General features: G+C 71.1%; 24 protein-coding genes. 12 read left to right on the forward strand and 12 right to left on the reverse strand.

All coding sequences use genetic code 11. The features are described 5' to 3' along the window. Positions 1-52 precede the first annotated feature (52 nt). From ALI22I_RS44325 to ALI22I_RS44335, 3 genes are read left to right on the forward strand one after another with little or no spacing between them, the layout of a single operon-like run. On the forward strand, positions 53-2,002 hold the full coding sequence (locus tag ALI22I_RS44325) for a glycoside hydrolase 5 family protein (protein WP_077012066.1): 1,950 nt from the start codon (positions 53-55) through the stop codon (positions 2,000-2,002). Next, positions 1,999-3,228: a D-mannonate dehydratase ManD gene (manD, locus tag ALI22I_RS44330; RefSeq protein ID WP_077011555.1), complete on the forward strand. Its 1,230-nt coding sequence runs from the start codon at positions 1,999-2,001 to the stop codon at positions 3,226-3,228. Before ALI22I_RS44325 ends, manD begins: the two co-directional genes overlap by 4 nt. A gap of 5 nt (positions 3,229-3,233) precedes the next feature. Then, complete coding sequence (locus ALI22I_RS44335) at positions 3,234-3,797, forward strand: dihydrofolate reductase family protein (RefSeq protein ID WP_077011556.1); 564 nt, start codon at positions 3,234-3,236, stop codon at positions 3,795-3,797. Here the strand turns inward: ALI22I_RS44335 and ALI22I_RS44340 are convergent. Continuing rightward, positions 3,779-4,741, reverse strand: a complete 963-nt coding sequence (locus tag ALI22I_RS44340; protein ID WP_077011557.1) for a LysR family transcriptional regulator — start codon at positions 4,739-4,741, stop codon at positions 3,779-3,781. The genes ALI22I_RS44335 and ALI22I_RS44340 overlap by 19 nt on opposite strands. 69 nt (positions 4,742-4,810) lie before the next feature. On the opposite strand from ALI22I_RS44340, the gene ALI22I_RS44345 reads away from it, so the two are divergent. From ALI22I_RS44345 to ALI22I_RS44355, 3 genes are all read left to right on the forward strand, one after another. Beyond that, entirely contained in the window at positions 4,811-5,692 is an 882-nt protein-coding gene (locus ALI22I_RS44345; RefSeq protein WP_238598889.1) for an EamA family transporter, read from the forward strand. A 128-nt stretch (positions 5,693-5,820) separates the two neighbouring features. Next, a complete protein-coding gene (locus ALI22I_RS44350; protein ID WP_077011558.1) occupies positions 5,821-6,396 on the forward strand; it encodes a TetR/AcrR family transcriptional regulator in 576 nt (191 codons plus the stop codon). Next, positions 6,380-7,807 (forward strand): nitrilase-related carbon-nitrogen hydrolase, encoded by a 1,428-nt coding sequence (locus ALI22I_RS44355; RefSeq protein ID WP_077011559.1) that lies wholly within the window; start codon positions 6,380-6,382, stop codon positions 7,805-7,807. Before ALI22I_RS44350 ends, ALI22I_RS44355 begins: the two co-directional genes overlap by 17 nt. 63 nt (positions 7,808-7,870) lie before the next feature. On the opposite strand, the gene ALI22I_RS44360 is transcribed toward ALI22I_RS44355, so the two are convergent. Then, positions 7,871-8,071, reverse strand: a complete 201-nt coding sequence (locus ALI22I_RS44360; RefSeq protein ID WP_077011560.1) for a hypothetical protein — start codon at positions 8,069-8,071, stop codon at positions 7,871-7,873. A 244-nt stretch (positions 8,072-8,315) separates the two neighbouring features. Here ALI22I_RS44360 and ALI22I_RS44365 point away from each other — a divergent pair, with 244 nt between their 5' ends. After that, positions 8,316-9,257, forward strand: a complete 942-nt coding sequence (locus ALI22I_RS44365; RefSeq protein ID WP_077011561.1) for a GNAT family N-acetyltransferase — start codon at positions 8,316-8,318, stop codon at positions 9,255-9,257. Positions 9,258-9,372: 115 nt separating this feature from the next. Here ALI22I_RS44365 and ALI22I_RS44370 read toward each other — a convergent pair whose 3' ends face one another. The 3 genes from ALI22I_RS44370 to ALI22I_RS44380 all read right to left on the reverse strand — a co-directional run bounded on the left by ALI22I_RS44370 (position 9,373) and on the right by ALI22I_RS44380 (position 12,499). Next, on the reverse strand, positions 9,373-9,933 hold the full coding sequence (locus ALI22I_RS44370) for a GNAT family N-acetyltransferase (RefSeq protein WP_202971198.1): 561 nt from the start codon (positions 9,931-9,933) through the stop codon (positions 9,373-9,375). 52 nt (positions 9,934-9,985) lie between these two features. Continuing rightward, positions 9,986-11,563, reverse strand: a complete 1,578-nt coding sequence (locus tag ALI22I_RS44375; RefSeq protein WP_077011563.1) for a serine/threonine-protein kinase — start codon at positions 11,561-11,563, stop codon at positions 9,986-9,988. An 87-nt stretch (positions 11,564-11,650) separates the two neighbouring features. Next, positions 11,651-12,499 (reverse strand): amidohydrolase family protein, encoded by an 849-nt coding sequence (locus tag ALI22I_RS44380; protein WP_077011564.1) that lies wholly within the window; start codon positions 12,497-12,499, stop codon positions 11,651-11,653. A gap of 869 nt (positions 12,500-13,368) precedes the next feature. Here ALI22I_RS44380 and ALI22I_RS44385 point away from each other — a divergent pair. The 4 genes from ALI22I_RS44385 to sigJ all read left to right on the forward strand — a co-directional run bounded on the left by ALI22I_RS44385 (position 13,369) and on the right by sigJ (position 16,593). After that, positions 13,369-13,911, forward strand: coding sequence for a hypothetical protein (locus ALI22I_RS44385; protein WP_143532761.1), 543 nt, complete (start codon positions 13,369-13,371; stop codon positions 13,909-13,911). 48 nt (positions 13,912-13,959) lie between these two features. Then, positions 13,960-14,316, forward strand: coding sequence for a hypothetical protein (locus ALI22I_RS44390; RefSeq protein ID WP_077011566.1), 357 nt, complete (start codon positions 13,960-13,962; stop codon positions 14,314-14,316). Between the two features lie 125 nt (positions 14,317-14,441). After that, positions 14,442-15,632 (forward strand): NAD(P)/FAD-dependent oxidoreductase, encoded by a 1,191-nt coding sequence (locus ALI22I_RS44395; RefSeq protein ID WP_077011567.1) that lies wholly within the window; start codon positions 14,442-14,444, stop codon positions 15,630-15,632. A 10-nt stretch (positions 15,633-15,642) separates the two neighbouring features. Next, positions 15,643-16,593, forward strand: coding sequence for an RNA polymerase sigma factor SigJ (sigJ, locus tag ALI22I_RS44400; protein WP_077012068.1), 951 nt, complete (start codon positions 15,643-15,645; stop codon positions 16,591-16,593). Here sigJ and ALI22I_RS44405 read toward each other — a convergent pair. Continuing rightward, positions 16,590-17,588: a hypothetical protein gene (locus ALI22I_RS44405; RefSeq protein ID WP_143532762.1), complete on the reverse strand. Its 999-nt coding sequence runs from the start codon at positions 17,586-17,588 to the stop codon at positions 16,590-16,592. The two genes, sigJ and ALI22I_RS44405, sit on opposite strands and share 4 nt — an antisense overlap. Before the next feature lie 47 nt (positions 17,589-17,635). Continuing rightward, positions 17,636-18,931 (reverse strand): CoA transferase, encoded by a 1,296-nt coding sequence (locus ALI22I_RS44410; RefSeq protein WP_202971199.1) that lies wholly within the window; start codon positions 18,929-18,931, stop codon positions 17,636-17,638. A 62-nt stretch (positions 18,932-18,993) separates the two neighbouring features. On the opposite strand from ALI22I_RS44410, the gene ALI22I_RS44415 reads away from it, so the two are divergent. Continuing rightward, positions 18,994-20,163 carry a cytochrome P450 gene (locus tag ALI22I_RS44415; RefSeq protein WP_077011569.1) on the forward strand — a complete coding sequence of 390 codons (1,170 nt, stop codon included), beginning with the start codon at positions 18,994-18,996 and terminating at the stop codon, positions 20,161-20,163. Here the strand turns inward: ALI22I_RS44415 and ALI22I_RS44420 are convergent. From ALI22I_RS44420 to ALI22I_RS44440, 5 genes are all read right to left on the reverse strand, one after another. After that, a complete protein-coding gene (locus ALI22I_RS44420) occupies positions 20,143-20,406 on the reverse strand; it encodes a MarR family winged helix-turn-helix transcriptional regulator (RefSeq protein ID WP_083752469.1) in 264 nt (87 codons plus the stop codon). The genes ALI22I_RS44415 and ALI22I_RS44420 overlap by 21 nt on opposite strands. Before the next feature lie 191 nt (positions 20,407-20,597). Then, positions 20,598-21,602: a sugar phosphate isomerase/epimerase family protein gene (locus ALI22I_RS44425; protein ID WP_077011570.1), complete on the reverse strand. Its 1,005-nt coding sequence runs from the start codon at positions 21,600-21,602 to the stop codon at positions 20,598-20,600. Continuing rightward, positions 21,599-22,741: a Gfo/Idh/MocA family protein gene (locus ALI22I_RS44430; RefSeq protein WP_077011571.1), complete on the reverse strand. Its 1,143-nt coding sequence runs from the start codon at positions 22,739-22,741 to the stop codon at positions 21,599-21,601. The genes ALI22I_RS44425 and ALI22I_RS44430 overlap by 4 nt, the downstream gene beginning before the upstream one ends. A 157-nt stretch (positions 22,742-22,898) precedes the next feature. Beyond that, the gene (locus ALI22I_RS44435) at positions 22,899-24,095 is read right to left on the reverse strand and encodes an ROK family protein (protein ID WP_077011572.1); all 1,197 of its coding nucleotides are present in this window, start codon (positions 24,093-24,095) and stop codon (positions 22,899-22,901) included. A 229-nt stretch (positions 24,096-24,324) separates the two neighbouring features. Further along, positions 24,325-25,530: an ROK family transcriptional regulator gene (locus tag ALI22I_RS44440; RefSeq protein ID WP_077011573.1), complete on the reverse strand. Its 1,206-nt coding sequence runs from the start codon at positions 25,528-25,530 to the stop codon at positions 24,325-24,327. Positions 25,531-25,532 lie beyond the last annotated feature (2 nt).

A 25,532-nucleotide genomic window follows, 5' to 3' on the forward strand; every position in this document is an offset into this window, starting at 1 on the left:
GACTGGCCCCACTACCTCGACATACGCTAGGTATAACGATATACCTGTGGCCATGCAGCGAAACTCCGCCAAGCTCGCCGACGCCGACGGGAGTCCGCTGGTCTGGATCGGGGTCAACTACTGGTCACGCACCGGCGGCCCGCTGATGTGGCGCAACTACGACCCGTCCGTGGTGGACGAGGAGCTGCGCACGATGCGCGACCACGGCATCGGCCTGACCCGCAGCTTCTTCTACTGGCCGGATTTCATGCCGGCCGAGGACACCCTCGACGAGAAGCTGCTGACCAGGTACGACGACTTCCTCGACCGGCATCGCGCGCTGGGGATGCAGACCATCCCGACGTTCGTCGTCGGGCACATGTCGGGCCAGAACTGGGACCCGCCGTGGCGGGACGGCCGGGACATCTTCGCCGACGAGTCGTTCCTGGACCGGCAGCGCTGGTACGTCCGGGAGCTGACCGGCCGGTGGAAGGACCACCCGGCCGTCGCGGGGTGGCTGCTGAGCAACGAGATCCCGATCTACGCCGACTGGAGGTCGCGGGGCATCGGCACGCTCGACGCGGACGCCGTGACGGCGTGGGCGGCGGCGTTGATCGGCGAGATCCGGGCGGCGGGCGCGACGCAGCCGGTGTCCGTCGGTGACGGTGCGTGGGGTGTGGAGATCACCGGGCTGGACAACGGTTTCCGGGTCCGCGACCTGGCGCCGCTGATCGACTTCCACGGGCCGCACGTGTACCGGATGGAGGACGACCAGCTGCGGCTGCACCTCGGCGCGGCGTTCGTCTGCGAGCTGCTCGACATCGGCGGCAAGCCGGTGATCATGGAGGAGTTCGGCGTGACGTCGGACTACGTCTCCGAGGCCAACGCCGCGCACTACTACCGGCAGATCCTGCACACGACGCTGCTCGCGGGCGCGACCGGCTGGATACCGTGGAACAACACCGATTACGACGGACTGGCCGACCAGGAGCCGTACCGGCATCACCCGTTCGAAATGCACTTCGGGCTGACCGACTCCGAAGGGCGACCGAAGCAGCAGCTGCGGGAGGTGCACGCGTTCACGGAAGTGTTGCGACGCACCGATTTCGCGAGGTTGCGGCGGTCGGACACGCGGATCGCGCTGCTGGTGTCGTCGTTCCTGGAGGCGCAATACCCGTTCACGTATCCCGAGGACGCGACGAGCGTGGCGAACAACTCGCGGCAGGCGTACATCGCGGCACGGGAAGCGGATCTGCCGGTGGGCGTGGTGCGCGAGTTGGACGGTGTGCCGGACGACTGCGCGCTGTACCTGGTGCCGTCGGTCAAGCAGCTCACCGCGCCGACGTGGCGGACGTTGGTGGAGCGGGCTTCGGCGGGCTCGGTGGTGTACGTGTCGTACTTCGTCGGGGAGCACCGGACGCAGCGCGGGCCGTGGTGGCCGAAGCTGGACGAGACGTTCGGCGTGGTGAAGCAGCTGCGGTACGGGTTGGTCGACCCGGTCGAGGACGACGAGCTGCGGATGGGGTTCGTGCGGGACTTCGGCGGTATCGGCGCGGGCGAGGAGCTGGTGTTCCGGGTCGGCGGCACGGAGAACTCCCGGGCGTTCCTGCCGGTGGTGCCCGATGGTGCGGAGGTGATCGCGGTCGACGGTCGTGGTCGGCCCGCGTTGCTGCGCCACCGGGTGGGTGACGGCTGGATGGTGCTGTGCACTTACCCGTTGGAGCACATGGCCGCGATGACGCCTCGGGTGAACCCGGAGCCGACGTGGCGGCTGTACTCCGCGTTGGCGACGGTGGCCGGTGTGCCGCCGCGCGTGCGGGTCGACGATCCGCTGGTGATGACGGGGTTGATGGAGCACGAGGACGGGCGGGTGTTCGCGTGGTTCATCAGCCAGCACGCGTCGCCGGTCGCGGTGAGTCCTCAAGTGGATGGCTCTTTGCTGACGTTGGACGGCGAGCCGCTGTCCGTGGTGGAACTCGACGCCTATGGCGTGTTGGTGGCGGAAGTGCGGAGGGGCTTGTGAAGATTCGGGCCGTGGACGTCGTGGTGACCAGCCCGGGGCGGAACTTCGTCACGCTCCGGATCACCACCGAAGGCGGGGTCACCGGACTGGGCGACGCGACGCTCAACGGCCGTGAGCTGGCGGTGGAGGCGTACCTGCGGGAACACGTCGTGCCGCTGCTCATCGGGCGCGACGCTCACCGCATCGAGGACACGTGGCAGTACCTGTACCGGGGCGCGTACTGGCGGCGCGGCCCGGTGACGATGGCCGCGATCGCCGCCGTCGACACGGCGTTGTGGGACATCAAGGCGCGCGTCGCCGGGATGCCGCTGTACGAGTTGCTGGGCGGTGCGTGCCGGGTCGGCGCGTTGGCGTACGGGCACGCGTCGGGGCGGGACCTGCCGGAGCTGTTCGACTCGATCCGGCAGCACCTCGAACTGGGGTTCCGGGCGATCCGGGTGCAGACCGGCATTCCGGGGCTGGACACCGTGTACGGCGTGGCGGCGTCGGCGGCGGGTGGCGGTGAGCGGTACGACTACGAGCCGGCGCGGGCCGGTGTGCTGCCGGTGGAGGAGAGCTGGGACACCCGCGCGTACCTGCGGCACGTGCCGAGCGTGTTCGAGGCGGTGCGGGCGGAGTTCGGGCCGGAACTGCCGTTGCTGCACGACGGCCACCACCGGATGACGCCGATCGAGGCGGCGCGCCTGGGCAAGTCGCTGGAGCCGTACGACCTGTTCTGGTTGGAGGACGCGACGCCCGGTGAGGACCAGGCGGCGTTGCGCCTGATCCGGCAGCACACCACCACGCCGTTGGCGATCGGCGAGGTGTTCAACTCGATCCACGACTACACCACGTTGTTGAGCGAGCGGTTGATCGACTACGTGCGTTCGGCGGTCACCCATACCAGTGGTGTGACGGCGTTGAAGAAGGTGCTGGACTTCGCCGCCGTGTACGGGATCAAGTCCGGGCTGCACGGGCCGACGGACATCTCGCCGGTCGGCATGGCCGCCGCGCTGCACCTGGACCTGGCGGTGCACAACTTCGGGATTCAGGAGTACATGCGGCACACGCCGCAGACGTTGGAGGTGTTCCGGACGTCTTACACGTTCGTGGACGGTCTGCTGCACCCGTCCGACACGCCCGGGTTGGGGGTGGAGCTCGATCTGGACGCGGCGGAGCGGTTCCCCTACCGTCCCGCGTACCTGCCGGTGAACCGGCTGGCGGACGGCACGCTCCACGACTGGTGAGGTCCATGGGGAAGATCATCCACATCGCGACGGTGTCCCTCGACGGCTTCTTCGAGGGACCGGACCGCGAGATCGACTGGCACCTCGTCGACGACGAGCTGCACCAGCACTTCAACGACGAGTTGTCGCGGATGGGCGCGTTCCTGGCCGGGCGGCGCACCCACGCGCTGATGGCCGAGTTCTGGCCGACCGCCGACCGCGATCCGGCGATTTCGGGGCCGATGGCCGAGTTCGCGCGGATCTGGCGGGAGATGCCGAAGATCGTGTACTCGCGGACGTGGGAGTCGACGGACTGGAACACGACCATCGTGCGCGAGGTGGTGGCGGACGAGGTGCTGGCGCTGAAGGCTTCGACCGATGGGGATCTGTCGTTGGGCAGCGCGGACCTGGCCTCGACGTTCCGGCGGCTCGGACTGATCGACGAGCACCACCTGTACGTGGACCCGGTCCTGCTCGGGCGGGGGCGGCCGTTGTTCGGGCCGGCGGACGACAAGACGGACCTGGACCTGATCGACAGCCGGACATTCGGCAACGGCGTGGTGCTGCTGCGCTACCGGGTCTCCGGCTGACCGGGCTGTCCCTCCGGGGGTGCGGCACGGCCGGCGCCGCGACGGGTCGGGGTGGTGTTGTCGCGGTACAGCTCGGCCATCAGGCCGACCACGTCCTGGGTGGCCGGGTGGGGGTCGTCGCGCCACCAGATCAGCCAGACGGGGATCGGTGGGGCGTCGCGCACGCGGCGGAAGACGATGCCGGGGCGTCGGTATTGGGTGAGCGTGCTCTCGGCCGTGACCCCGACACAGCGACCGGTGCCGATCACGGCGAGCCAGTCGTCGACGTCGTGGATCTCCTCCACCCGGGGACGGCTGCCGACCGGCCACAGTTCGGGGGTGGTCGTCCCGGTGCGGGGGTCGACGGCGAGGGTGCGGTCGCTGAGGTCGTCCAGGCGCAACTGGCGGCGTCGGGCCATGGGGTCGTCCGCGGCCAGCGCGCAGTAGCGCGATTCCAGACCGACGACGGCCCGGTCGAAGCGTTTCGCGTCGAACCGGCCCGCGGCGGTGTCGGGCCACACGGTGTCGGACGGGGTCCGCACGACGGCCAGGTCGCAGGCGCCTTCGGCGAGGCCTCCCGTCGGCGAGTTGGTGCGCACCAGGTGCAGTGAGACGTCGGGGTGCCGCTCGGTCCAGCGGCGCTGGAACTCCAGGGTGTGTTCGCCGATCGCCGCCCACGCGTGGCCGATGCGGAGCCGGCCGCGGCCTGTCTTCGCCTCGCGTGCCAGGTCCTCGACCTCGGCGACCACACGTCGTGCGCGGGCCAGCACGCGCACTCCCGCGGCGGTGAGCACGACCTCGCGGCTGGTCCGGCGCAGCAATCGGACGCCGAGCACGTCCTCCAGCGCGGCGAGGGTGCGCGAGACGGCCGGCTGGGAGATGCCCAGGTCCAAGGCGGCATCGGTGAAGCCGCCCGAGTCGACGATCGCGATCAGGCAGCGGAGGTGCCGCAGCTCCACATCCATGTGTCCAGCGTATAGATGCGGCACAAGATGCATTTTGCGAATGCTTGGACGTGACGGATCGTTCGGTGCGTGGACACCAAGACCCGAGACCTGCCCGCCGCGCCGTCCGTCGGCACCGGCGATCGCATGGCGGGCGTCGCGCTGATGCTCGGCGGCGGACTGGCTAACCAGACCGGCGCCGCCGTCGGCGCCCTGGCCTTTCCGGTGATCGGCCCGCTCGGTGTGGTCGCGGTGCGCCAGTGGGTGACCGCGGTGATCCTGCTGCTCGTCGGCCGGCCCCGGCTGCGGTCGTTCACCTGGCCGCAGTGGTGGCCCGTGCTGGTGCTCGCCGCCGTGTTCGCGACGATGAACCTGGCGCTCTACACCGCGATCGACCGCCTCGGCCTGGGGCTGGCCGTGACGCTGGAGTTCCTCGGCCCGCTGGCCGTGGCGTTGGCCGGCTCCCGCCGCCCGAGCACCCTGGTCTGCGCGCTGCTCGCCGTCGTCGGGGTGGTGGTCCTGACCCGCCCGCAACCGAGCACGGACTACCTCGGGATCGGCCTGGGACTGCTCGCCGCGGCGTGCTGGGCGGGCTACATCCTGCTCAGCCGCACGGTCGGAGCACGGACCTCGGGCGTCGAGGGCGCAGCGGCAGCCGGTGCGCTGGCCGCGGTGGTGTACGCGCCGATCGGGATCGCCGCACTCGTCGCGCACCCGCCCACCCTGTCCGCGGTCGCGTGCGGGGCGGCAGCCGGACTGCTGTCCACGGCCGTGCCGTTCCTCGCCGACCTGCTCGCGCTCCGCCGCGTTCCCGCCCACTTCTTCGGCATCTTCATGAGCGTCAACCCGATGATCGCCGCGGCCATCGGCTCGGTGGTCCTCGCCGAGACCCTGGCCGCGATGGACTGGCTGGCCATCGCCCTCATCGTCACCGCCAACACCGTCGGCGTCCTCGCATCCCGCACCCGATGAGACTTCGTCCGAACGGGTCCGGACGTGTCCACTCACTCCTCGGCGATCACGCCGAAGACCGTTCCCGATCCGGACATGCAGGCGGCTCGATGTGTACAGCGTAGACCTCACGCGTGTACGTTGTACACATGACCGAGACGGCCGATCGGATCGCGGCGGCGGCGTTGGCGATCCTGCTGGCGGAAGGCGCGCAGGCGGTGACCATGCGACGGGTGGCGGCGGATGCCGGGGTGACCGCGATGGCCACCTACCGGCACTTCCCCAACCGTGAGGCGCTGTTGCGTTCGGTGGTGGACGCGGCGGTGGCGGAGATGACCGGGGACTGGCGCGAACGCGGCCGGGACCTGGACTTCGCCGCGCGGGTGGACGTGCTGGCGGACGCGTTCCTGGACTTCGCGCTCGGCCGGCCGAACCTCTACCGGTACCTCGTCACCGACCACCGGTCGGACGCGCTGCGGTTCCCGGACGACTTCCGCGCCGGCGGCTCGCCCGCGTTCGCCCCGGCGTTCGCGGCGGTCGAGCAGGCGTTGAAGGACGGCGTGTTGCTCGACGACGACCCGTTGGAGGTCACGTTGGCCCTCACCACACCGGTCATGGGCCTGGTCCAGCTGCACCTGGGCGGCCGGATGAACATGTCAGAGCAGGACTTCCGCGCGCTGTGCAAGCGCACGACGGGAAGGGTCCTCAATGGACTTCGCACGTGACCGACGCCTGCTGTTACCCGTGGCCGGGTTGTGTTCGGCCGCCCTCTTCTACTTCGGCACGGGACTCGCGCCGGTCGCCGCGCTGACCTGGCTCGCACCGCTGCCGGTGCTGCTGGTCGCGGCACGCACGTCCGGCCGGGTCGCCGCGGGTCTCGCGTTCGGGGCGTGCCTGCTGGGGATGACGAACAGCTGGCCGTTCTTCGCCGGATCGCACGACGTGCCGCTGTGGCCGTGGGGCCTGATGGTGACGGTCGGCATGGCGTTGACGTTCGCCCTGGCGGTCGTGCTGTTCCGCACGCTGCTGCTGCACGGGCGCACCCTGCTCGCGGTGACGACCGCGCCGGCCGCGTGGGTGGCGGTCCTGTACGTGGTGGCGTCGTTCAACCCGACGGGCATCATGGGCACGCTGGCCAACACGCAGGCCGACGTGCCGATCGTGGTCCAGGCCGCGTCGGTCACCGGGGCGTGGGGTGTCGAGTACCTGGTCCTCTTCGTGCCCGTCGCGGTCGCCGCCCTGGTGACCAGGCGCGATGTGCGGGTCGCCGTGTTCACCGGGGTCGTGCTCGCGGTCGTGGTGGCGGGTGGAGCGGTTCGGCTGGCGCAGGACGACGAGCCGGCGCAGCGCGTGGCGTTGGTGGCGGGGAACGGGCACGGCTGGGCCGCCGACCTGGACACACCGGCCGGGCCTGAACTCCTGGCGGCCTACGCGCGGGAGATCGCGGCGTTGCCGGACGGGGTGCGGACCGTGGTGCTGCCGGAGGCGGTGTTCGGCGCACACGAGGCCCGGCCCGCCCTGCTGGTGGACACCATGACCGCGCTCGCCCGTGCCGAGGGCGTCGACATCGTGGTCGGGTACGCGCAGTGGACGGACGGGGCGAAGTACAACTACGCGTTGACGTTCCTGGCCTCCGGCGGTGACCCGGTGCCTTACCTCAAGCACCACGACATGGTCAGCCCGCCGGGTCACGACCTCGCCCTGCTGCCGGCGGCCGGAGTCCTGATCTGCGGCGACGTCAACCACCGCAACCCTAGCGCCGACTACGCGACGGCCGGTGCGCGGCTGTTGGCGATCCCGGCGTCCAACGAGGACGACAACGGTTGGCAGCACAGCCGGATCGCGTTGCTGCGCGGTGTCGAGAGCGGGGTGGCGGTGGCGTGGGGCGGGCGTCAGACGCGGTTGATGGTGTCCGACGACCGGGGACGGGTGGTCGCCGAGGCGAGCAGCGGCGGGGCCGGTGCGTTCACCACGGTGGTCGCCGATGTGCCGATGGGTAACAGGGCGACGCCGTACGCGCGGCTGGGTGACTGGTTCGCGTGGCTGTGCGTCGGGCTCACGCTCGCCGCTCTGTTCGTCATCGGCTACCAGAGGAAGCTACGGATCAAGGGGCGATCCGCTGCGCGGTCTGGGTGACGTCCTCTTGCCGGAGGTCCATCACGACAACACCCCCGACACCGCATCGCCGACCGGAGCCGATCAGAGCTGGAACGCGGCGAGCACCAGAGCGGCGTCGAACGGCCGGTTGCCGGACTGGACCGGCATCGTGTCGGGCGGACGCGGGCCGACCAGCGAGGCCGCCTCGGCGGGCAGGCCGATCCAGTGGTCCGCCACACCGACCTCCAGCGGCGCGCCGGGGTCCAGGTCGCAAGTGATCTCGCGGCTCGTCGAGCCGTACAACTCCAGCGTGGAGCCCGGAAGGTCGGCGTCACCGAACCGGCAGGGCCAGGTCGGGCCCGTCCAGCCGCGAACTCGCCCCCAGCTGCGTCCGGCACCGGCACCGGCGGCCGGGACGCCGGCACCGCGAGCACACCCACCCCAGCGATCACAACGAGCAGGACTACGCCTGGCGACCATCCGCCAGACCCTAACCCGGTGAAACGCGATCGACAGGGCCTCGCAAGCCGGCGCACCATGTCCGCCCATGAACGCCCTTCCCCCCGGTCACACCGCCCGCCCACCCCGCCCGGACGACGCCGAGACGATCCTCGGCCTGGTGCAGGCGTACACGACGGCGGTCGTGGGGTTCGCCGACTACACGCTCGACGATGTGCGGGACGAGCTGAGCAGACCGGAGTTCGACCCGGAACGCGACGCCTGGCTGGTGTTCGACCCAGCCGGCACGGCGGTCGGCTACGCGACGGCCAACGGCAAGAGCGGCAGCGCCGAGGTCGACGTAGACGTCGTATCCACGGACCCAACCGTGACGGACTGGCTGTTCACCCACGTGCTGGACCGGGCACGCGAGATCGGCCGAGAGGGCGGGCACGACAAGATTTCCGTGCACCACGGCGTCTACCGGGACGACGTCTCGCTGCGAGCACGGGTGGAGGCGCTCGGCTTCGAGATCGCGACCACGTTCCACCGCATGCGGATCGACCACACCGCTGACGTGCCACCGCCGTCCCCGGTGCCCGGCCTGGTGCTGCGGCAGGCGTTGGACGAGGACGTGCGGCGGACCGTGCACGAGGTGTGGAACACGTCGTTCGACGGCCACTTCGGTTTCGTGCCGAAGCCCTACGACACGTGGCACGAGAAGCTGGCCCGCCAGTCGACCTTCGACTGGTCAGACCTGTGGCTGGCGGAACTCGACGGACACCCGGCCGGGTTCCTGAAGTGCTCCGACCAGTTCGCCGACGAGAACTGCGGATACGTAGACCACCTGGGCGTGCTCCCCGAGGCGCGCGGCCGAGGTGTGGCCAAGCACCTGCTCCGGCACGCTTTCAGCCTGGACGCGACCACCGGCCGGGCGGGCACGATCCTGCACGTCGACTCGAACAACCCGACACCCGCACTCGACCTCTACGAGTCGGTGGGGATGCGTCCGATCCTGGTCATCGACATCTGGCGCGGCCATTTCGCCTAGCCCCGCCCCGCGCCCCACACCAGACCGCCGGGGGGCCGACGAGGCTCGATTTGACATGGGTTCGGGTGCCTTAGGCCGGCTGCGGCCAGCCTTCGGTGCCTGTAAGGGCCCCATGTCAAATCGAGCCGGACCCAACCCACTGCTTGACGTAACGCAGTTCGACCAGCTCACGGCCACCGACGGTCTCAGTCCGCGTGACGCCGTCCGGAGCGAACCCGGCACGCTCGTAGAACCGACGCGCCCTCGGATTGTCCTCCAACACCCACAGCATCACTCCGGACACTCCGGACACGCCCGGAACGCCGGACACGCCGACGTCCGCGAACGACGCCTCCAGCAGACCAAACCCGACGCCACTACCCCACACCGACGGGTGCACGTAGATGGCGTGCAGCTCCAGAAAGTCCCGTTGCCGCAGGTCTTCGTCACGGGCCGGGCCGACCGAGGTGAACCCCACCACCACGTCACCCTCGACCGCGACGAACACCGTGCTGCCGTCCCCCGACGGCTCGGCCAGGGCACGACGCCAGCCCTCGGCCCGCCGTTCCCAGCTCAACCCGGCCAGGAACTCGTCCGGCACCACGCCCCGGTAGGCAACCTGCCAGGTGGTCGTGTGCACGCGCGCGATGCCTTCGGCGTCGTCGGGCACGGCTCGGCGCACCATCGTCTCCCCCACCCGACCGATCATCACAGCCGACCGCCGTCGCCCGCCACCGGGTATCCGATGGCTACTCCCCGTTCTGCCGGTCGATCGCCCACTGCCCGTTGACCTTGACCAGCGTGTAGACGTTCTGCTCCACCACGCTCCGCCCGTCCTTGAACGTGTACGACAAGCTCGCCGACACCGTGTCCGGCCCCACCGCCTGCACGTTGCTCACGCTGACCGCGCTCATCTGCCCCCACCAGCCCTGGTAGTCGGCGAAGGTGGGCGACCAGGCGGCCTTGAAGCGGTCGGTCAGCCGGGCGTACGCGGCTTCCATGTTGTTCGGCAGAAGGCCGAAGTACTCGCTCACGGCCTGGTCCGAGCCGATCTCGGCGGGCGGCTGCGTCGTGGGCTCGGTCGTGGGCTCCGCCGGCGCGGTGGTCGTGGTCGGTGGTTCCGCCGCGGTCGTCCCGGCAGGCTGGGTGGCGGTGTCGGCGGCGCTCGTGGGCGCGCCCTGGGTCTCGGTGGTGGCAGTGGGAGACCCGGCCAACGGCGACTCGCCCTCGTCCCGGTTGACCAGGTACACGATCACCATGGCGGCGATCAGCACGACGACCGACAGCACGGCGAGCGCCGCCTTCCGGTCACGTCGCGGCTCTTCCCCGGGACCGGCGGCGGGCACGGCACCGGTCCCGGCGTACGTGACCTGCGCAGGCGTGGCCTGGGCAGGCGGCTGTTGGGCAGACGAGTCCCGGGCATGCGTGTACTGGACATGCGCGTGTTCGGCAGGCGACGGCTCGACGGGTACGGGTGCGGGCATCACGGCGGTGGGAGTCGGGCCCGGCACCGGAGCCGGGGTCTCGTCGAACCGGACCTCCCGCAGCATCTCCTCCGCCTCGGCCATGGTCGGCCGCGTCTCCGGGTTCGAGTCGAGCAGCCGCATCAGCACCGGCGCCAACGGCCCGGCGTGCTGCGGCGGCGCGAACCGGCCGTCGGCCACCCGGTGCAGCAGGGCGATGGTGTTGCCGTCCTGGCCGAACGGCGGCGCGCCCTCCACCGCCGCGTACAACGTCGAGCCCAGCGCGAACACGTCGGCCGGGAACTCGCCCTTGCCGCCGCGCGCCACCTCCGGCGCCAGGTAGGCGGGTGTGCCGACGAGCATCCCGGACGCGGTCACGGCCGCCTCGTCGGCCGCGCGCGAGGTGCCGAAGTCGGTGATCTTGACCGTGCCGAACTCGGTGACCAGCACGTTGCCCGGCTTCACGTCCCGGTGCACGACACCGGCCTTGTGCGCGGCGGACAGCCCGGACGCCAACTGCACGCCCAACCGGACCACCTCGTCGGCAGGCAGCCGGCCGCGTTCGGTGATCACCGTGGCCAGGCTGCGGGACGGCAGGTACTCCATGATCAGCCACGGGTGGCCGTCGTGCTCGACCACGTCGTACAGCGCGATCACGTTCGCGTGCTGCAACCGGGCCGCGATGCGCCCCTCCCGGACCGCGCGGTCGACCGACTCCTGGTCGAACCCGGTGCGGGACAGCAGCTCCTTGACCGCCACGATACGGCGCAACCGCGTGTCCTCGGCCCGCCACACCACCCCCATCCCGCCAGACCCGATCCGCTCGGTCAGCCGGTACCGGCCGGCGATCGTGCGCTCCTCCACCCGTGCTCCCAACGTCGCGACGCACGCCCGGCGCCGGGGGTACCCGATCGTGTTACCCCTCGAACGTGCGTTTCAAGTGGTAACACTTCAGGTGGTCGTTTGTCCCTTCACCACGCGGGGCCAGCCCAGCCATGTGAGCAGCGCACCACCGAGCACCAGCTCCCGTTCCGCGTCGCCAAGAAACGATAGAGCCTCGGTGATCAGGCGCAAATTGTCGGTGTACGAACAGGGCAAGCGGGTCCAGTCGCTGCCCCAGAACACGCGTGCGGGGCCGAACGACCCGACCACCTGCCGCAACGGGTCGTGCAGGTCGGTGAACGGGTAGCAGAACGCCGAGTGGCACGGCAGCGCGCTCGCCTTGACCGCGACGTTCGGCAGGTCCGCCAAGGCCAGCAGCTCCGGCAGGTGCGCGAACGCGTCCGCGCCGGTCGCGCCCAGCGGCACGTTCAGGTGGTCCACCACCAGCCGCAGGCCCCGGTACCGCCGCGCGACCGTCCTCAGTGGACTGGACAGCCCCGGCCCGTACACCATGACCGGCAGTTCCAGGGCGGACGCGGCGGCCCAGAACCAGTCCAGCCCGCCGGTGGCGAACGCGGTCCGCCACGGCTCGCGGTGCAGGGTGATGCGGACGCCGAGCAGGCCGGACTCCCGCCAGCCGGACAGCAGCCAGGCGGCGGCGGGGGCGAGCGGTATCCGGCCCATCACCCCGAACCGGTCGGGGTGCCGCTCCGCCGCGTCGAGCACCACGTCGTTGCGGTCGCCTTCCCACGACGGCGGCACCAGCACGGCCCGGTCCACGCCCGCGCCGTCCAGCACCGCCAACGTCTCCTCGACCGTGGGCGGCACGTCCCGGTGCGCCAGCCCCCGGCCGCCCGCGGGCCACGGCCGGTCCGGGTTGTCGGCCGCCCACAGGTGCACCTGGGCGTCGACGATCACCGGCTGTCCCTGGCCGGTCCGGCGCTGGTCACGGCGTCGGACCCCGCACGTCCGGAGCCGACCTCGTTGGGCAGGAACCGGCCGCGTTCCTCCGGAGAGAGTTCCACCGTTGACCCCGACTTCGTCTGTGAACCGTCCGTCCGCCACTGGGACGTCCCTTGATCACCACAAGTTAGCGGCATCGAGGACGACCACGACCGCTGATCGGACCTCCCGTGACGATCTCCGTGCCGGCCACCGCACTTTCGGGTTGAGCCGCCTTGGCGCGGCCTCCTCCGGAAGTACGACGCCGAGCGGTCCGTTCGCACGACTCGCCCGGCGTGGTCGGCTGCCTAGCGTCGGCCGCATGCTTCGGGGGTCGTGTTCGGGCTGTTGCCGGCCGTCTTGTGCGCCGGCCGTGCGTCGGCGCACGGGGTGAGCGACGCCGCGGACCTGCACTTGGCGCAGACGTTTGCGGGCAACGAACCGACCGTGGTGGTCCGGCGCACGACGCAAGTCCCAGGGCCGCTGCACGTCGACCTGACCGCACGAACCCGTCCGCGCGGTCACGGTCGGTATCGGGCCGGCGGAGCAACACGCCCACGTCATGGTGGATCGGCGTGGCACCCATTCGGCCGTGTTGTCGGTAGACCGAAGTGGGCCGTGGGAGGTGGTGCCCACCGCCGACTCCGGCGAACGCGCCACCATCCCGTTCCGGGTGCTGACACCTCGGTTGAGCGCGTGGGAGCCGGTGGCCTACGGAGGGTTGTCGCTGGCAGGGCTGCTGTTGGCCACGACTTTGCTCAGCGCGGTGTTCATCAGGCGAGGACGGGCGGTTCTTCCGGCACCTGCACCCCGTTCAGGTCGCGCCGGGGCAGTTGGAGGTGCGGGTGGACGTCGACCGGCCGGGGCGGCACCTGCTGCACGTCGAGTTCGAGCGGGCCGAGTCCGGGTCGCAGCTGGCCAGCGGTTCGTTCGAGGTCAGCGGAGAGAACCGGGAACGGCCGGTCGACGTCCCGTCGGTGGACCTGGGAGTGGCGAACGCCGTCGCCGGGCAGGCCACGACGGTCGAGGTGGTCGTGGGTGAACGGGCGGACCTCCAGCCGTGGCTGGGCATGGCGGGGCACCTCGTGCTGCGCGACCGGGCAGGCGGGTTCTTCGGGCACGTGCACGAGATGGGCCCGATGACGACCGGCCGCCCGGACGAGACGGTCGCCGGTCTCGGGCCGCGACTGCGGTTCACCTTCACGTTCTCCGCGCCGGGCCGGTACCTGGGGTGGGTGCAGTACCAGCGGGACTTCACCGTGACGACGGTGCCGCTGACGATCGACGTCCGGGGGGCGAATGAGAGTCCTATTCGGACGTCGGGCCGGACACGTTCTTCACCGCGCCGCACCTGGTGCTGTACCTGGGCATGGCGTTGTGCGGGGTGACGAGCCTGACCGTGGTGCTGCACCGGACGTTCCGCGTAGCGTTCGGCCGTGATCACCAGCTCCCCCAACCGCCCAGGTGTGGCGTCCGCCCTCAGGTTCCTCACCGAGCTGGTCGCCTGGGTGGCCACGCCGTGGGCGTTGTGGGACGTCTCCTGGGTGCTGTCCGTGTTGTCCGTGGTGGTGTTGATCGGGCTGCCGACGGTGTTCGCCACTCCGGGCGACAAGCCGCACGTGATGGTGCCGGTCCCCGGTCACGTCACCATCGCGCTGGTGGTGCTCCAGGTCGTGGCGGCCGTCGTGTCGTCGTGGATCGCCTGGCACCCGGTCGCGGCGGGCGTCGTCACGGCGTTGGCGGTGGCGTCGGTGGTCGCCGAGCAGCCCCGGTGGCGGTGGCTGGCGCGTTGACCACGAGCGTTCACCGGCGGGCAGCACTGCCGGAGTTCATGGTGATCCACGTCATAGTCGAACCCTGTCAGGGATCGGGGCGCTGTCCCGTTCAGAGGGCACCCGAACCAGACAGGAGCAAGAACATGCCGCACCGCATCGTCGTCCTCGGAGCCGGATACGCCGGGGGCTACGCCGCCGGATGCCTCGCCCGCCGCCTCCACCCCGACGACTTCGAGATCACCGTCGTCAACACCGAACCCGACTTCGTCGAGCGGCTGCGCCTGCACCAGCTCGCCGCCGGCCAGGACCTGCGCCGCTACGGGTTGGCGGAGATGTTCGCGGGCACCGGCATCCGACTGCGACTGGCGCACGTCACCGCGGTCGACGCCGAGCACCGGACCGTCACCGTGACCGACGGCGAGGGCACCGACCGGCTCGACTACGACACCCTCCTCTACACGCTCGGCAGCACCGCGGCCGACCACGGCGTTCCGGGCGTGGACGAGCACGCCTTCCACGTGGCCGGACGGCCGGCGGCGCTGCGCCTGCGCCGGCGCCTGGACGAGCTGGGCGGGCACGGGACGGTGCTGGTCGTCGGCGGCAACCTGACCGCGATCGAGGTCGCCACCGAGATCGCCGAATCCCGGTCCGGACTCTCGATCACCCTCGCCACCAGCGGCGAGCTGGGCGGTTGGCTGGGCCCGAAGGCCCGCCGTCACCTGCGGCGAGCGTTCGACCGGTTCGGCATCACGGTCCACGAGCACACCACCATCGACCGCGTCGAGGCGACGGGAGCCATCGCCGCCGACGGCACCGGCTTCACGTCCGACGTGACCGTGTGGGCGGCAGGCTTCGCCGTCCACCCCATCGCCGCGGCCAGCGGTCTCGATGTCGAGGACAACGGCCAGATCAGGGTCGACCGCATGATGCGGTCGGTCTCGCACCCGGAGGTCTACGCCGCCGGCGACAGCGTCCACGCCGTCGGCGAGAACGGCCGGCCGCTGCCGATGTCCTGCGCTTCGGCCGGGTACACCGGCATGCAGGCGACGGCCGCGATCATCGGGGACCTGACCGGTCGCAAGATCTCGAAGACCTCGCTGGTGTACGTCGGCAACCACATCAGCCTCGGCCGGAATGACGCGATCTTCCAGCTGGTCGACGGCGACGCGCGATCGAAGTCCTGGGCCCTGCTCGGCCGTACGGCCGCCCGCTTCAAGGCGGCCATCCTCAGGGGCGCCGCGTGGAGCATGGGCCACCCGACCTTCGGGATGCCGGCTCGCAAGCACCGCCTGGCAACCGCATCCGCCCGCTCCACCGAGGCGGTCGCCGCCTAGCGTGGCGCTCATGGACACTGCCGCCGTGGCGCGTTTCGAGGCCGGCCGGGAGCGGCTGGCCTCGCTCGCATACCGTCTGCTCGGCTCGGCCGCCGACGCCGAGGACGCGGTGCAGGACGCGTTCCTGCGCTGGCTGGCCGCCGATCGGGAGCACATCGAGGTGCCCGAGGCGTGGCTGACCAAGGTGGTCACCAACCTGTCGCTCGACCGGCTCCGTTCGGCGAAGACGCGGCGTGAACGCGCGGTCGGCGCCTGGCTGCCCGAACCACTCCTCGACGGCGATCCGATGCTGGGCCCGGCGGAAACCTTCGAGCAGCGCGAATCGGTGACCCTGGCGGTGCTGACGCTCATGGAACGCCTCCCGCCGGTCGAGCGGGCCGTCTACGTCCTGCGCGAGGCCTTCTCCTACAGCCACGCCGAGATCGCCGAGATCCTCGACATCACCGAGTCGGCGAGCCAGCAGCACGCCCACCGGGCCCGGCGCCATGTCGCCGCCGAGCGCAGCGCCGGTCAAGTCGACCGCGCCGCCGCGCGCCGAATCGTCCAGGCGTTCATCGACGCCGCTTCCTCGGGCCACACCGAACAGTTGGTGGCGTTGCTGACCCACGACGCGACCGCGATCTCCGACGGCGCCGGGTTGACTGAGAAGTTGACGCGGATCTCGGTCCCCGAGCGGATCGCCGCCGCCTTGAGAGGCGCCTTCAAGCCGTCCGCGGCGAAGCGGAAACTGGTCGGCGGCTCCCCGGCGATCCACGCCGGCGTGATCAACGGCTCCCCCGCCATGATCGCCGCGTTCGACGACCGGGTGGTGGGCGTGGTGGTCCTGGAGGTCCGCGACGACAAGATCGCGACCGTGCGTGCCATGGCCGCCCCTGCCCGGCTCGGCCGCCTCACCGAGGACTGGCGGCGGCGCGAGCACGACGACCCGCTCATCGAATCGTGGTGGCCGGAGCGGCCCTAGGCGGGTCGCTTCAGGCCCGACCACTGGCGACCGTCCACCAGACGGGTCGGGATCTCCATGGGCGGGTCGGCGGACAGTGCGCGCAGCGGGCCGCCGGGCAGCAGCACGGCGTGGTCGGTGACGATCGCGACGTATCCGCCCACGCGGAAGTCGCCGACGACGGTGGCCGGGAACAGGTCGTCCGGCGGCTTGACGTCTTCCACCTCGGGGATGGCGGCGCGGAAGGCGCGCACGTCGGGGGTTTCCGCGTCCGCCGATCGGTGCACGATCTCGTTGAGCGGCAGCCAAGCGAGGCGTAGGCGGTGCTTGTCGGCGGTGAACAGGATCAGTCGCGGCCCTTGCTCGGCGCTGATCAACACCTGCACGCCGGGACCCGGTCGGGACACCAGCCGGCGAGCGGCGAGTCGTACGGCGGTGAGGCGGGTGATCTGGACGGCGAGGACGAAACCGATCACACCCACCCACAGCCACACGCCGGGGTTCCCGGACCAAGCCCACACCGCGAGCGCCGCCAGGACCAGCAGGCACGAGATCACGAACACCCGCAGCGCCGGTACGCGCCGGCTGACGACGTCGTCAGCCGGCAGTTCGATCGACACCGGCGTGGCGATCTGGGCGAACAACCGACGCTGCCGCCGTGGTCCGATCAGGAAGCGGGCCAGGAAGTAAGCGCAGAGCGCGGCGTTGACGGCGAACGGGACGACGACCGAGGGCGGTTCACCCGCGATTCCCAGCAGCACCGCCGAGACCACCGCGACCGCACACCCGAGCCTGGGCCGTGCCACCAGCACGAGCGGTGTGGCCAGCACTACGACGTAACGCACGCTCTGCGGGATCGGGGAGTCGGCGTCCGAGCTGTCCGCGAACAGCGCGATCACGAACGCGGCCAACCACGACAACACGCCCATCAGCACGCGGCCGGCGCGCCCCGTGCCCAGGGCCTGCCACTCCTCCGCGAACGGCCAGTCCGCCACCGGCGCCGAAGGTTTCCCCATCCCGACGATCATGCCCGCTGCTGCCGCTGGTGCGTCAGCGTGGTGCGTCAGAGCCAGCGTGGTTCGTCGGTGCCCCAGAGGGTTGGCGGGCGCTCCCACGTCCCGTCTTCGGTGAGTGGCGGGCGGGCGTGGCGGAGGGTGCCGTAGGGGGAGGCGGTTTCCACCAGCCACGGTTCGGGGTCGTAGTCGCCTCGGGCCGGTGAAGGTTCGATGTCGTGCAGGAGCCAGGACGCGGTGCCGGCCAGGGACAGCCTGAGGTGTCGGCCTTGTCGCTCGGTGAGGGCACGCAGGACGGCGGCGGCGAGCAGGTAGCCGGTGCCGTGGTCGAGGGCTTGCGCCGGGAGGACGCCGGGGGTGCCGTCCGTGCTCTCGACGGCCGCGATGCCGGTGGCGGCCTGGACGAGGCTGTCGAAGCCGCGTCGGTGCGACCAGTCGCCGGTGTAGCCCCAGGCGCGGAGTTGGGCGACGACCAGGTCGGGGCGTTTCTCGTGCAGGGCTTCGGGGGCCAGGTCGTGGCGGTCGAGTGCGCCGGGCCGGTAGCCGGTGACGACGACGTCGGCCTGGTCGAGGAGGTCGTCGAACGTCCGCCGGTCGTGGCCGGTGGTGAGGTCGAGGAGGGTGGAGCGCTTGCCCATGCCGGTGTCGGCGTGGGCGTCGGGGTCTTCGGGGAGGTGCGGTGAGTCGACGCGGAGGACGTCGGCGCCGAGGAAGGCGAGGGTGCGGGTGGCGACCGGACCGGCGATCACCCTGGTGAGGTCCAGGACGCGGACACCTTCGGCCGGGCGGGATGCCGGTGGTAGGACGCGCCTCTCGGCGTTCGTTGGGCGCGTTACGACCAGTGGGCGCCGTGTCTGGTCGGGTTCGGTCGCGACCGCGACGGCGAGGCCTCCTGCGGCGTAGACGGTCTCTTGGACCTCTACGGCTTGGCGGGTGGCGAGTTCGCGTTCGAGGGCGGTTCGGTCCTCGGTGATGTTCAGGGCTTTCAGCAGGCGGGCTCGGTGGTGCGGGTAGTTGGCGTGGGTGCGGACCCAGCCGTCGGCGGTGCGCCAGAACCCGGACAGCGGCGCGAACGTGGCACCGGTGCGTCCGTCGATCCGCAGGTGGCGTTCGCTGATGAACGCCGTGGCGACGGCGGCCTCGTCCACCGTCACCGGTGGTATCGGGGTGTTGTTGCGTCGGGCCGAGAGTTCCGCTGCCGCGAGCGCGCACACTCCGACGGTGGCGCGTGCCATGTCCCGCACGGGTAGGTGGGCGTTCAACACCTCGCCCGCCGTCGTGTACTCGACGGTCAGGTCGGGTCGGCCGCCGAGTGCCGTCCAGGCGTGCGCTGTTACCGGGTCCACCTGAGCAGTGTGCTTCTTCTCGCGCTCATGAGCCGCTCGTGGCGGCTATAAGGTCGATCACCATGAAGTACCCGATCGCGCGCAGTCCTGGTTTCGACCCGCCGGCGGAGTTCGCGTCGCTGCGCTCGGAGGCGCCGGTGTGCCCGGTGTCGTTGCGGCACGGCCAGGAGGCGCACCTGGTGACCCGGTACGACGACGTGCGGGCGGTGTTGCGGGACCACGGGCGGTTCAGTTCGGACCCGAGCACGCCGGGATTCCCACAGCTGCGGCCGGTCGTGGACCGCAAGGCGGCGCCGGGGAGCTTCCTGGTCACCGACCCGCCTGAGCACACCCGGTACCGGCGGATGCTGACCGGTGAGTTCACCCTGCGGCGGATGAACGCCTTGCGGCCCGAGGTGGAGCGCATCACCCGGGAACGCCTGGCAGCACTGCGTTCGGGACCGCGCCCGGCCGATCTGGTGACGGGTTTCGCGCTGCCCGTGCCGTCCGACGTGATCTGCCTGCTGCTCGGCGTGCCCGTGTCCGACCAGGAGTTCTTCTCCACCCGAAGCCGAGCCCACCTGAACCGGTCGTTGACGGCGGAACAGGTGCAGACGGCGTTGGACGAACTGCACGCCTACCTGGAAGCCCTGATCCGCAGCCGCCGCGCGTCACCCCAGGACGACCTGATCAGTCGCCTGGTGCAGGAGCCGGGGTTGACCGACGAGGAGGCCGTCGGGATGACCGTGCTGCTGCTCGTCGGCGGGCACGAGACGACCGCGAACTCCATCGCGCTGTCCGTCCTGGCCCTCCAACGCGACCGCGCGCAGTGGGAGGCCCTGGTAGCCGAGCCCGACCTGATCGAGAACGCGGTGGAGGAACTGCTGCGCTACCTGAGCCCCGTGCACCAGGGCGTGGTGCGGGCCGTGGCGGGCGAGGCAACGATCAGCGGCACGGTCCTGGGCGCCGGCGAGGGCGTGATCGCATCCCTGTTCGCCGCCAACCGCGACCCAGCAGCCTTCCCCGAGCCGGACCGCATCGACCTGCACCGCGACGCCCGCACGCATCTCGCGTTCGGCAGCGGCGTGCACCAGTGCATCGGACACCTGCTGGCACGCATGGAGATGCACGTAGCCCTCCGAGCCCTGGTGACGGAACTACCCACCCTCCGCCTAGCCGTGCCGTTCGAGGACGTCGAGTTCAAGTTCGACGCACCCATCTACGGCCTGCGGTCACTCCCGATCACCTGGTGACTCATGGTCACTTGGCGGGTCGGGGGTCTGTTCGACCTTGGCGTGCACGGGTGACGGCTGCCGGTCGATGAAGCCCTTGGCCTGCATGTCGCTGAGGACCGTGGCCATGCCCTGTTGGGTGACGCCGCAGGCGCGGGCCAGTTGGGCGCCGGACATGCCGTCATCGCGTGAGAGGGTGAGCAGCACCGTGTACTGGGTCATGGTCAGCCCGTAGGTGCGCAGGAGGGTCTCGTGGTGTGCCATCAGGGCCTGTTCGGCGGTCTCGGGGTGGCGCGCGAACTGGCGACTGTCGCGCCGCGCCGGGTGTACTCGCCCCGACCCAGGTCGTCGACCCGGCCGCCTTCCTGGACCGCCTCGGATTTCAGTGGAAGATCGGGTGAGGGTGAAGGCCGCCCACGGCGCACACCGCGGGCGGCCGCTCCCGCCCCTGGGCTTCAGTCCCCCGTGCTGAACGCGGCGTCGAAGGACGCGGCGGGCGGGTCGAACAGGTGGCGCCGGATGAACCCGACCGCCTCCTCCGCCCCGCGCAGCCGGTCCATCCCGGCGTCCTCCCACTCCACCGAGATCGGCCCCCGGTACCCGATGGCGTTCAACGCCCGGAACGACTCCTCCCACGGCACGTCGCCGTGCCCGGTCGACACGAAGTCCCAGCCGCGCCGGGGATCGGCCCACGCCAGGTGCGAGCCGAGCCGGCCGTTGCGCCCGTCGAACCGCTTCTTCGTGTCCTTGCAGTCCACGTGGTAGATCCGGTCGGCGAAGTCGAGGATGAACCCGACCGGGTCGAGGTCCTGCCACACGAAGTGCGACGGGTCCCAGTTCAGGCCGAACGCGGGCCGGTTGCCGACCGCGTCCAGCGCGCGCCGCGTCGTCCAGTAGTCGTACGCGATCTCCGACGGGTGCACCTCGTGCGCGAACCGCACCCCGACCTCGTCGAACACGTCCAGGATCGGGTTCCAGCGCCGCGCGAAGTCCTCGTAACCGGCATCGATCACGGCCTGCGACACGGGCGGGAACATCGCCACGTACTTCCAGATCGACGACCCGGTGAACCCGACGACGGTGTCCACCCCCAACCGGGCCGCCGCCCGCGCCGTGTCGGCCATCTCCAGAGCAGCCCGCTCCCGAACACCTTCGGGTGAACCGTCACCCCAGATCCGAGCGGGCACGATCGCCTGGTGGCGGAAGTCGATCGGGTCGTCGCACACGGCCTGGCCGACCAGGTGGTTGGAGATGGCGAACACCTCCAGCCCGTACCGCTTGAGCATCGCGCGCTTGGCGGGCACGTAATCGTCGTCCGCCAACGCCTTGTCCACCTCGAAGTGGTCGCCGGAGCAGGCGATCTCCACCCCGTCGTAACCCCACCCGGAGGCCAGCCGGCACACCTCCTCGAACGGCAGGTCGGCCCACTGGCCGGTGAACAGCGTGACCGGTCGGCTCATCGGGAGTCTCCAATCGTGGTCCACATCGACTGCTGCCCGGCACTCTCCTCCACCGCTGCCAGCACCCGCTGCACGCGCAGGCCGTCGGCGAAGCTCGGCGCCGGATCACTACCGCTGCCGATGGCGGTCAGGAAGTCCGCCACCTCGTGCGTGAACGTGTGCTCGTAGCCGATCAGGTGACCCGGCGGCCACCACGCGCCGACGTACGGGTGGTCCGGCTCGGTCACCAGAACCCGCCGGAACCCGGCCGCCGACCCGTCCTCCTCCGAGAAGAACACCGACAGCTCGTTCATCGACTCGAAGTCGAACGCCAGGCTGCCGCGCGTGCCGTTGACCTCCAGCCGCATGGCGTTCTTGCGCCCCAACGCGTACCGGGTCGCCTCGAAGGTGCCCAAAGCGCCGGACGAGAAACGGGCCAGGAACACCGCCGCGTCGTCCACGGTCACGTCGCCACGCCCGTCACCGTCGGGCCGGGAGCGCACGAACGTCTCGGTGGTGCCGCTGACCCCGGTGATCAGGTCGCCGGTGACGAACTGCGCGGCGTCCACGATGTGCGCGCCCAGGTCGCCCAAAGCGCCCGAACCGGCCTGCTCCCGCCGCAGCCGCCACGTCATCGGCGACTCCGGGTCGGACAGCCAGTCCTGCAGGTACACCGCGCGCACGTGCCGGACGTCGCCGATCCGGCCTTCCCGGACCAGCTTGCGGGCCAACGCGATCGCGGGCACCCGGCGGTAGTTGAACGCGACCATCGACCGGACGCCCTTGACAGCCGCTTCAGCCGCGGCGGCGGCCATCGCCTCGGCTTCGGCCACCGAGTTGGCCAGCGGCTTCTCGCACAGCACGTGCTTGCCGGCGGCGAGCGCGGCGAGCGCGATCTCGGCGTGTGTGTCGCCGGGCGTGCAGATGTCGACGAGCTGGACGTCGTCCCGGGCGACGAGCGCGCGCCAATCGGTCTCGGCGGCGGCCCAGCCGTACTTGGTCGCCGCCGCCTTGGTCCGCACCGCGTCACGTCCGCCGAGGACGGCCAGGCGCGGCGTCAGGGGCACGTCGAAGAACCGGTGGACGCTGCGCCAGGCGTGCGAGTGCACCGCGCCCATGAACGCGTGGCCGACCATGCCCACGCCGATCTCTTCCGTCATCAGCAGCCTTTCGCAGCAGTGTCTTACCCGGATGAACTGGGTCAGGAGTCGAACCCGACGTCGAGGTACTGGTCGACGTTCTCCTTGGTCAGGTCCGCCTGGTCCAGGGCGCGCACGCCGGGGAAGGTCTTGCCGATGCCCGTCATCCTGAGCAGCGTCATGCCGAGGCCCCTTCACGTTGGCGGTCTTGTTTCGGGGTGCCTTCCTTGAGCGGCACGACGGTCGGGTCGTCCAGCACGCGGCGCAGTGCGGCCAGGGCCGCGCCCCTCGCGCCCGCGGTGAAACCGAGCGTGGAGGCGGTGACCGGGGTCTTCTCCTGCTTCTGCGGCGCGACCAGCCAGTCCTGGAGAGCGGCGAAGTAGCCGCCGAGGACGATCTTCTGCGGGTTGAGCAGGCTGGTGAGGACCGAGAGGCCGGACGCCAGGGCGGCGGCCGTGCGGTGCAGGGCGTCGAGGGTGCGCGCGTCACCGCGTTCGGCCCGGGTGCGCAGGATGGACATGCGTTCGCCTTGGGCCAGCCTGGGGTTGTGCACCTGGTCGTGGCGCGGCGCGCAGGCGTGCAGGAACGCGTCCAGGCCCACCTGGGTCTCCCAGCAGCCGCGCCGGCCGCAGCCGCAGAAGGTGCTGCCGAGCTGGTCGAGGACCATGTGGCCGACCTCGCCCGCGCGGTTGTCCGCGCCGCGCACCAGGACGCCGTTCGCGATCACGCCCGCGGCGACGCTGTGGTCGCCGTTGAGGTAGACGAGGTCGTCGACCGGGTCGGTGTCGTGTTCGGCGTAGGCGGCGAGGTTGGTCTCGTTGTCGATGTCCATCCTGGTGATGGGCAGGCCGGTGCGTGCGGCCAGGCCGTCGACCACGGCCACCTCGCGCCAGCGCAGCCGGGTGGCGGTCGCGATGCCGGTCTCGCGGTCGGCCCGGCCGGGGACGGCGACGGTGATACCCGTCCAGTCGGCTTTGGCCACGTCCTTGAGGGCTTTCCGGGCCAGGTCGGCCAGTTGGTCCAGGGCGTGTTCGGGGGCGTTGGTGTCGCAGCTGGTCTGCCGGCGGAGGTGGACCTCGCCGGTCAGGTCGGTGATGGTCGCGCCGACGTGGCCGGGGTGGACGTCCAGGCCGATGCCGCAGACGGCGCCGGGGCGCAACTGGATCAGTTGACCGGGTCGGCCCTGGGTGGTCGTGGTGCCGGCGCGTTGGGTCAGGCCGCGTTGTTCGAGGTCGGCCAGGAGCGGGGCGACGGTGGCCTTGGAGAGGTCCGACCCGGCGGCCAGCTGGGCGCGGGAGAGGGGGCCTCGGGCGCGGAGCGTGCGCAGGAGCAGGGCGAGGTTGGCCTCGCGTCTGCCCTCGGTCTGCGCCTGCATCGTCTCTCCGACTTCGTTGAGGGAGTCGATCGAATGAGGTGGTCCAGCTCACTTTCTGGGGTGAGTTGCGGCCGATCCTGGCAGTTGACTGCACGGTCTGACAAGAACTTGGGCCTACTTTTGTCGGTTCATTGCAAAAGTCGGCTCCTATTAGACAGAAGCCGATCAATTGCTTTCGCAAACCCCAACGGCGTGCACGAGCGTTCGATCGTGGAACGCGGGGGTCGGGTCAGCCTGCCGGGGAGAAGGCGCGGTCGGTCGCGGACCAGGCGGCGCCGGTCACGCCGGCCAGGTCGCCCAACTCGGACAGCACGATGGGCAGGTTGCCGGTCGCCAACGGCAGCGAACGGCGGTAGACGGCGCTGCGCACCTCCGCCAGCAGGGAGTGGCCCAGCCGCGAGACACCGCCGCCGATGACGACCATGCCCGGGTTGAGGAAGCTGACCAAGGACGCGACCACGTGCCCGAGGCGTCGGCCGCCCTCGCGCACCAGGTTGGCCGCGGCGAAGTCACCCGCCGCGGCGGCGGTGCCGACGTCCTCGGCGGTGAGCACGCCCTTGTCGTGCAGGGCGGTGGCCAGGGCGACGGAACGCCCGCTGCGGGCCAACGTCGTCGCGTCACGCGCCAGCGCCGCGCCACCGAAGTAGGCCTCCAGGCAGCCGACCTCGCCGCACGCGCAGGCCGGGCCGAAGTCGTCCAGCCTGATGTGCCCGATATCGCCGGCGGTGCCGGCCACGCCCCGGTAGACCCGTCCGCCGAGCACTATCCCGCAGCCGATGCCGGTGCCGACCTTGACGAAGATCAGGTCTTCCAGGGACCTGGCCACGCCCGCGTGGCGTTCGCCCAACGCCATGGCGTTCACGTCGTTGTCCACGGTCACCGGGCAGCCCCAGCGGCCGGCCAGCTCGTCGCGCACGGGGTAGCGGTCCCAGCCGGGCATGATCGGCGGCGCGACCGGCATGCCGTCGCGGAAGCTCACCGGCCCCGGCAGCCCGATGCCCGCGCCGATCAGCCTGCCCGGCGCCTTGGCGTAGACGAGGTCGGCCAGCTCGGCGACCCGGCTCAACACCTGCGCGGGGCCGCTGCGGACGTCGCAGTCCTCGCTGAGGCTCTCCAGCACCTCGCACCGACCGTCGGTGACCGCGATGGTGACCGAGGTCGCGCCCACGTCCACGCCGAGAACACGCAGGTCGTCGGCCAGGTGGACGAGCGTGGAACGCCGCCCGCCCCGGCTCGCGGCCGGTCCGCCGATCTGGACCAGGCCGACGTCCACCAGCCTGGCCAGCTCGGCGGTCAGCTTGGCCCTGGGCAGCTCCAGCCGTTCGCCCAGCGCGACCCGGGACATCGCGCCCTCGTCGCGGAGCAGACCCAGCAGCTCCGACTGCCTGCCGGAAACCACCCGCGGCTGCTGACCGCTGCCCGTCGCGCTGCTCATGG

This window comes from Saccharothrix sp. ALI-22-I (assembly GCF_001984175.1).
Lineage (GTDB): Bacteria > Actinomycetota > Actinomycetes > Mycobacteriales > Pseudonocardiaceae > Actinosynnema.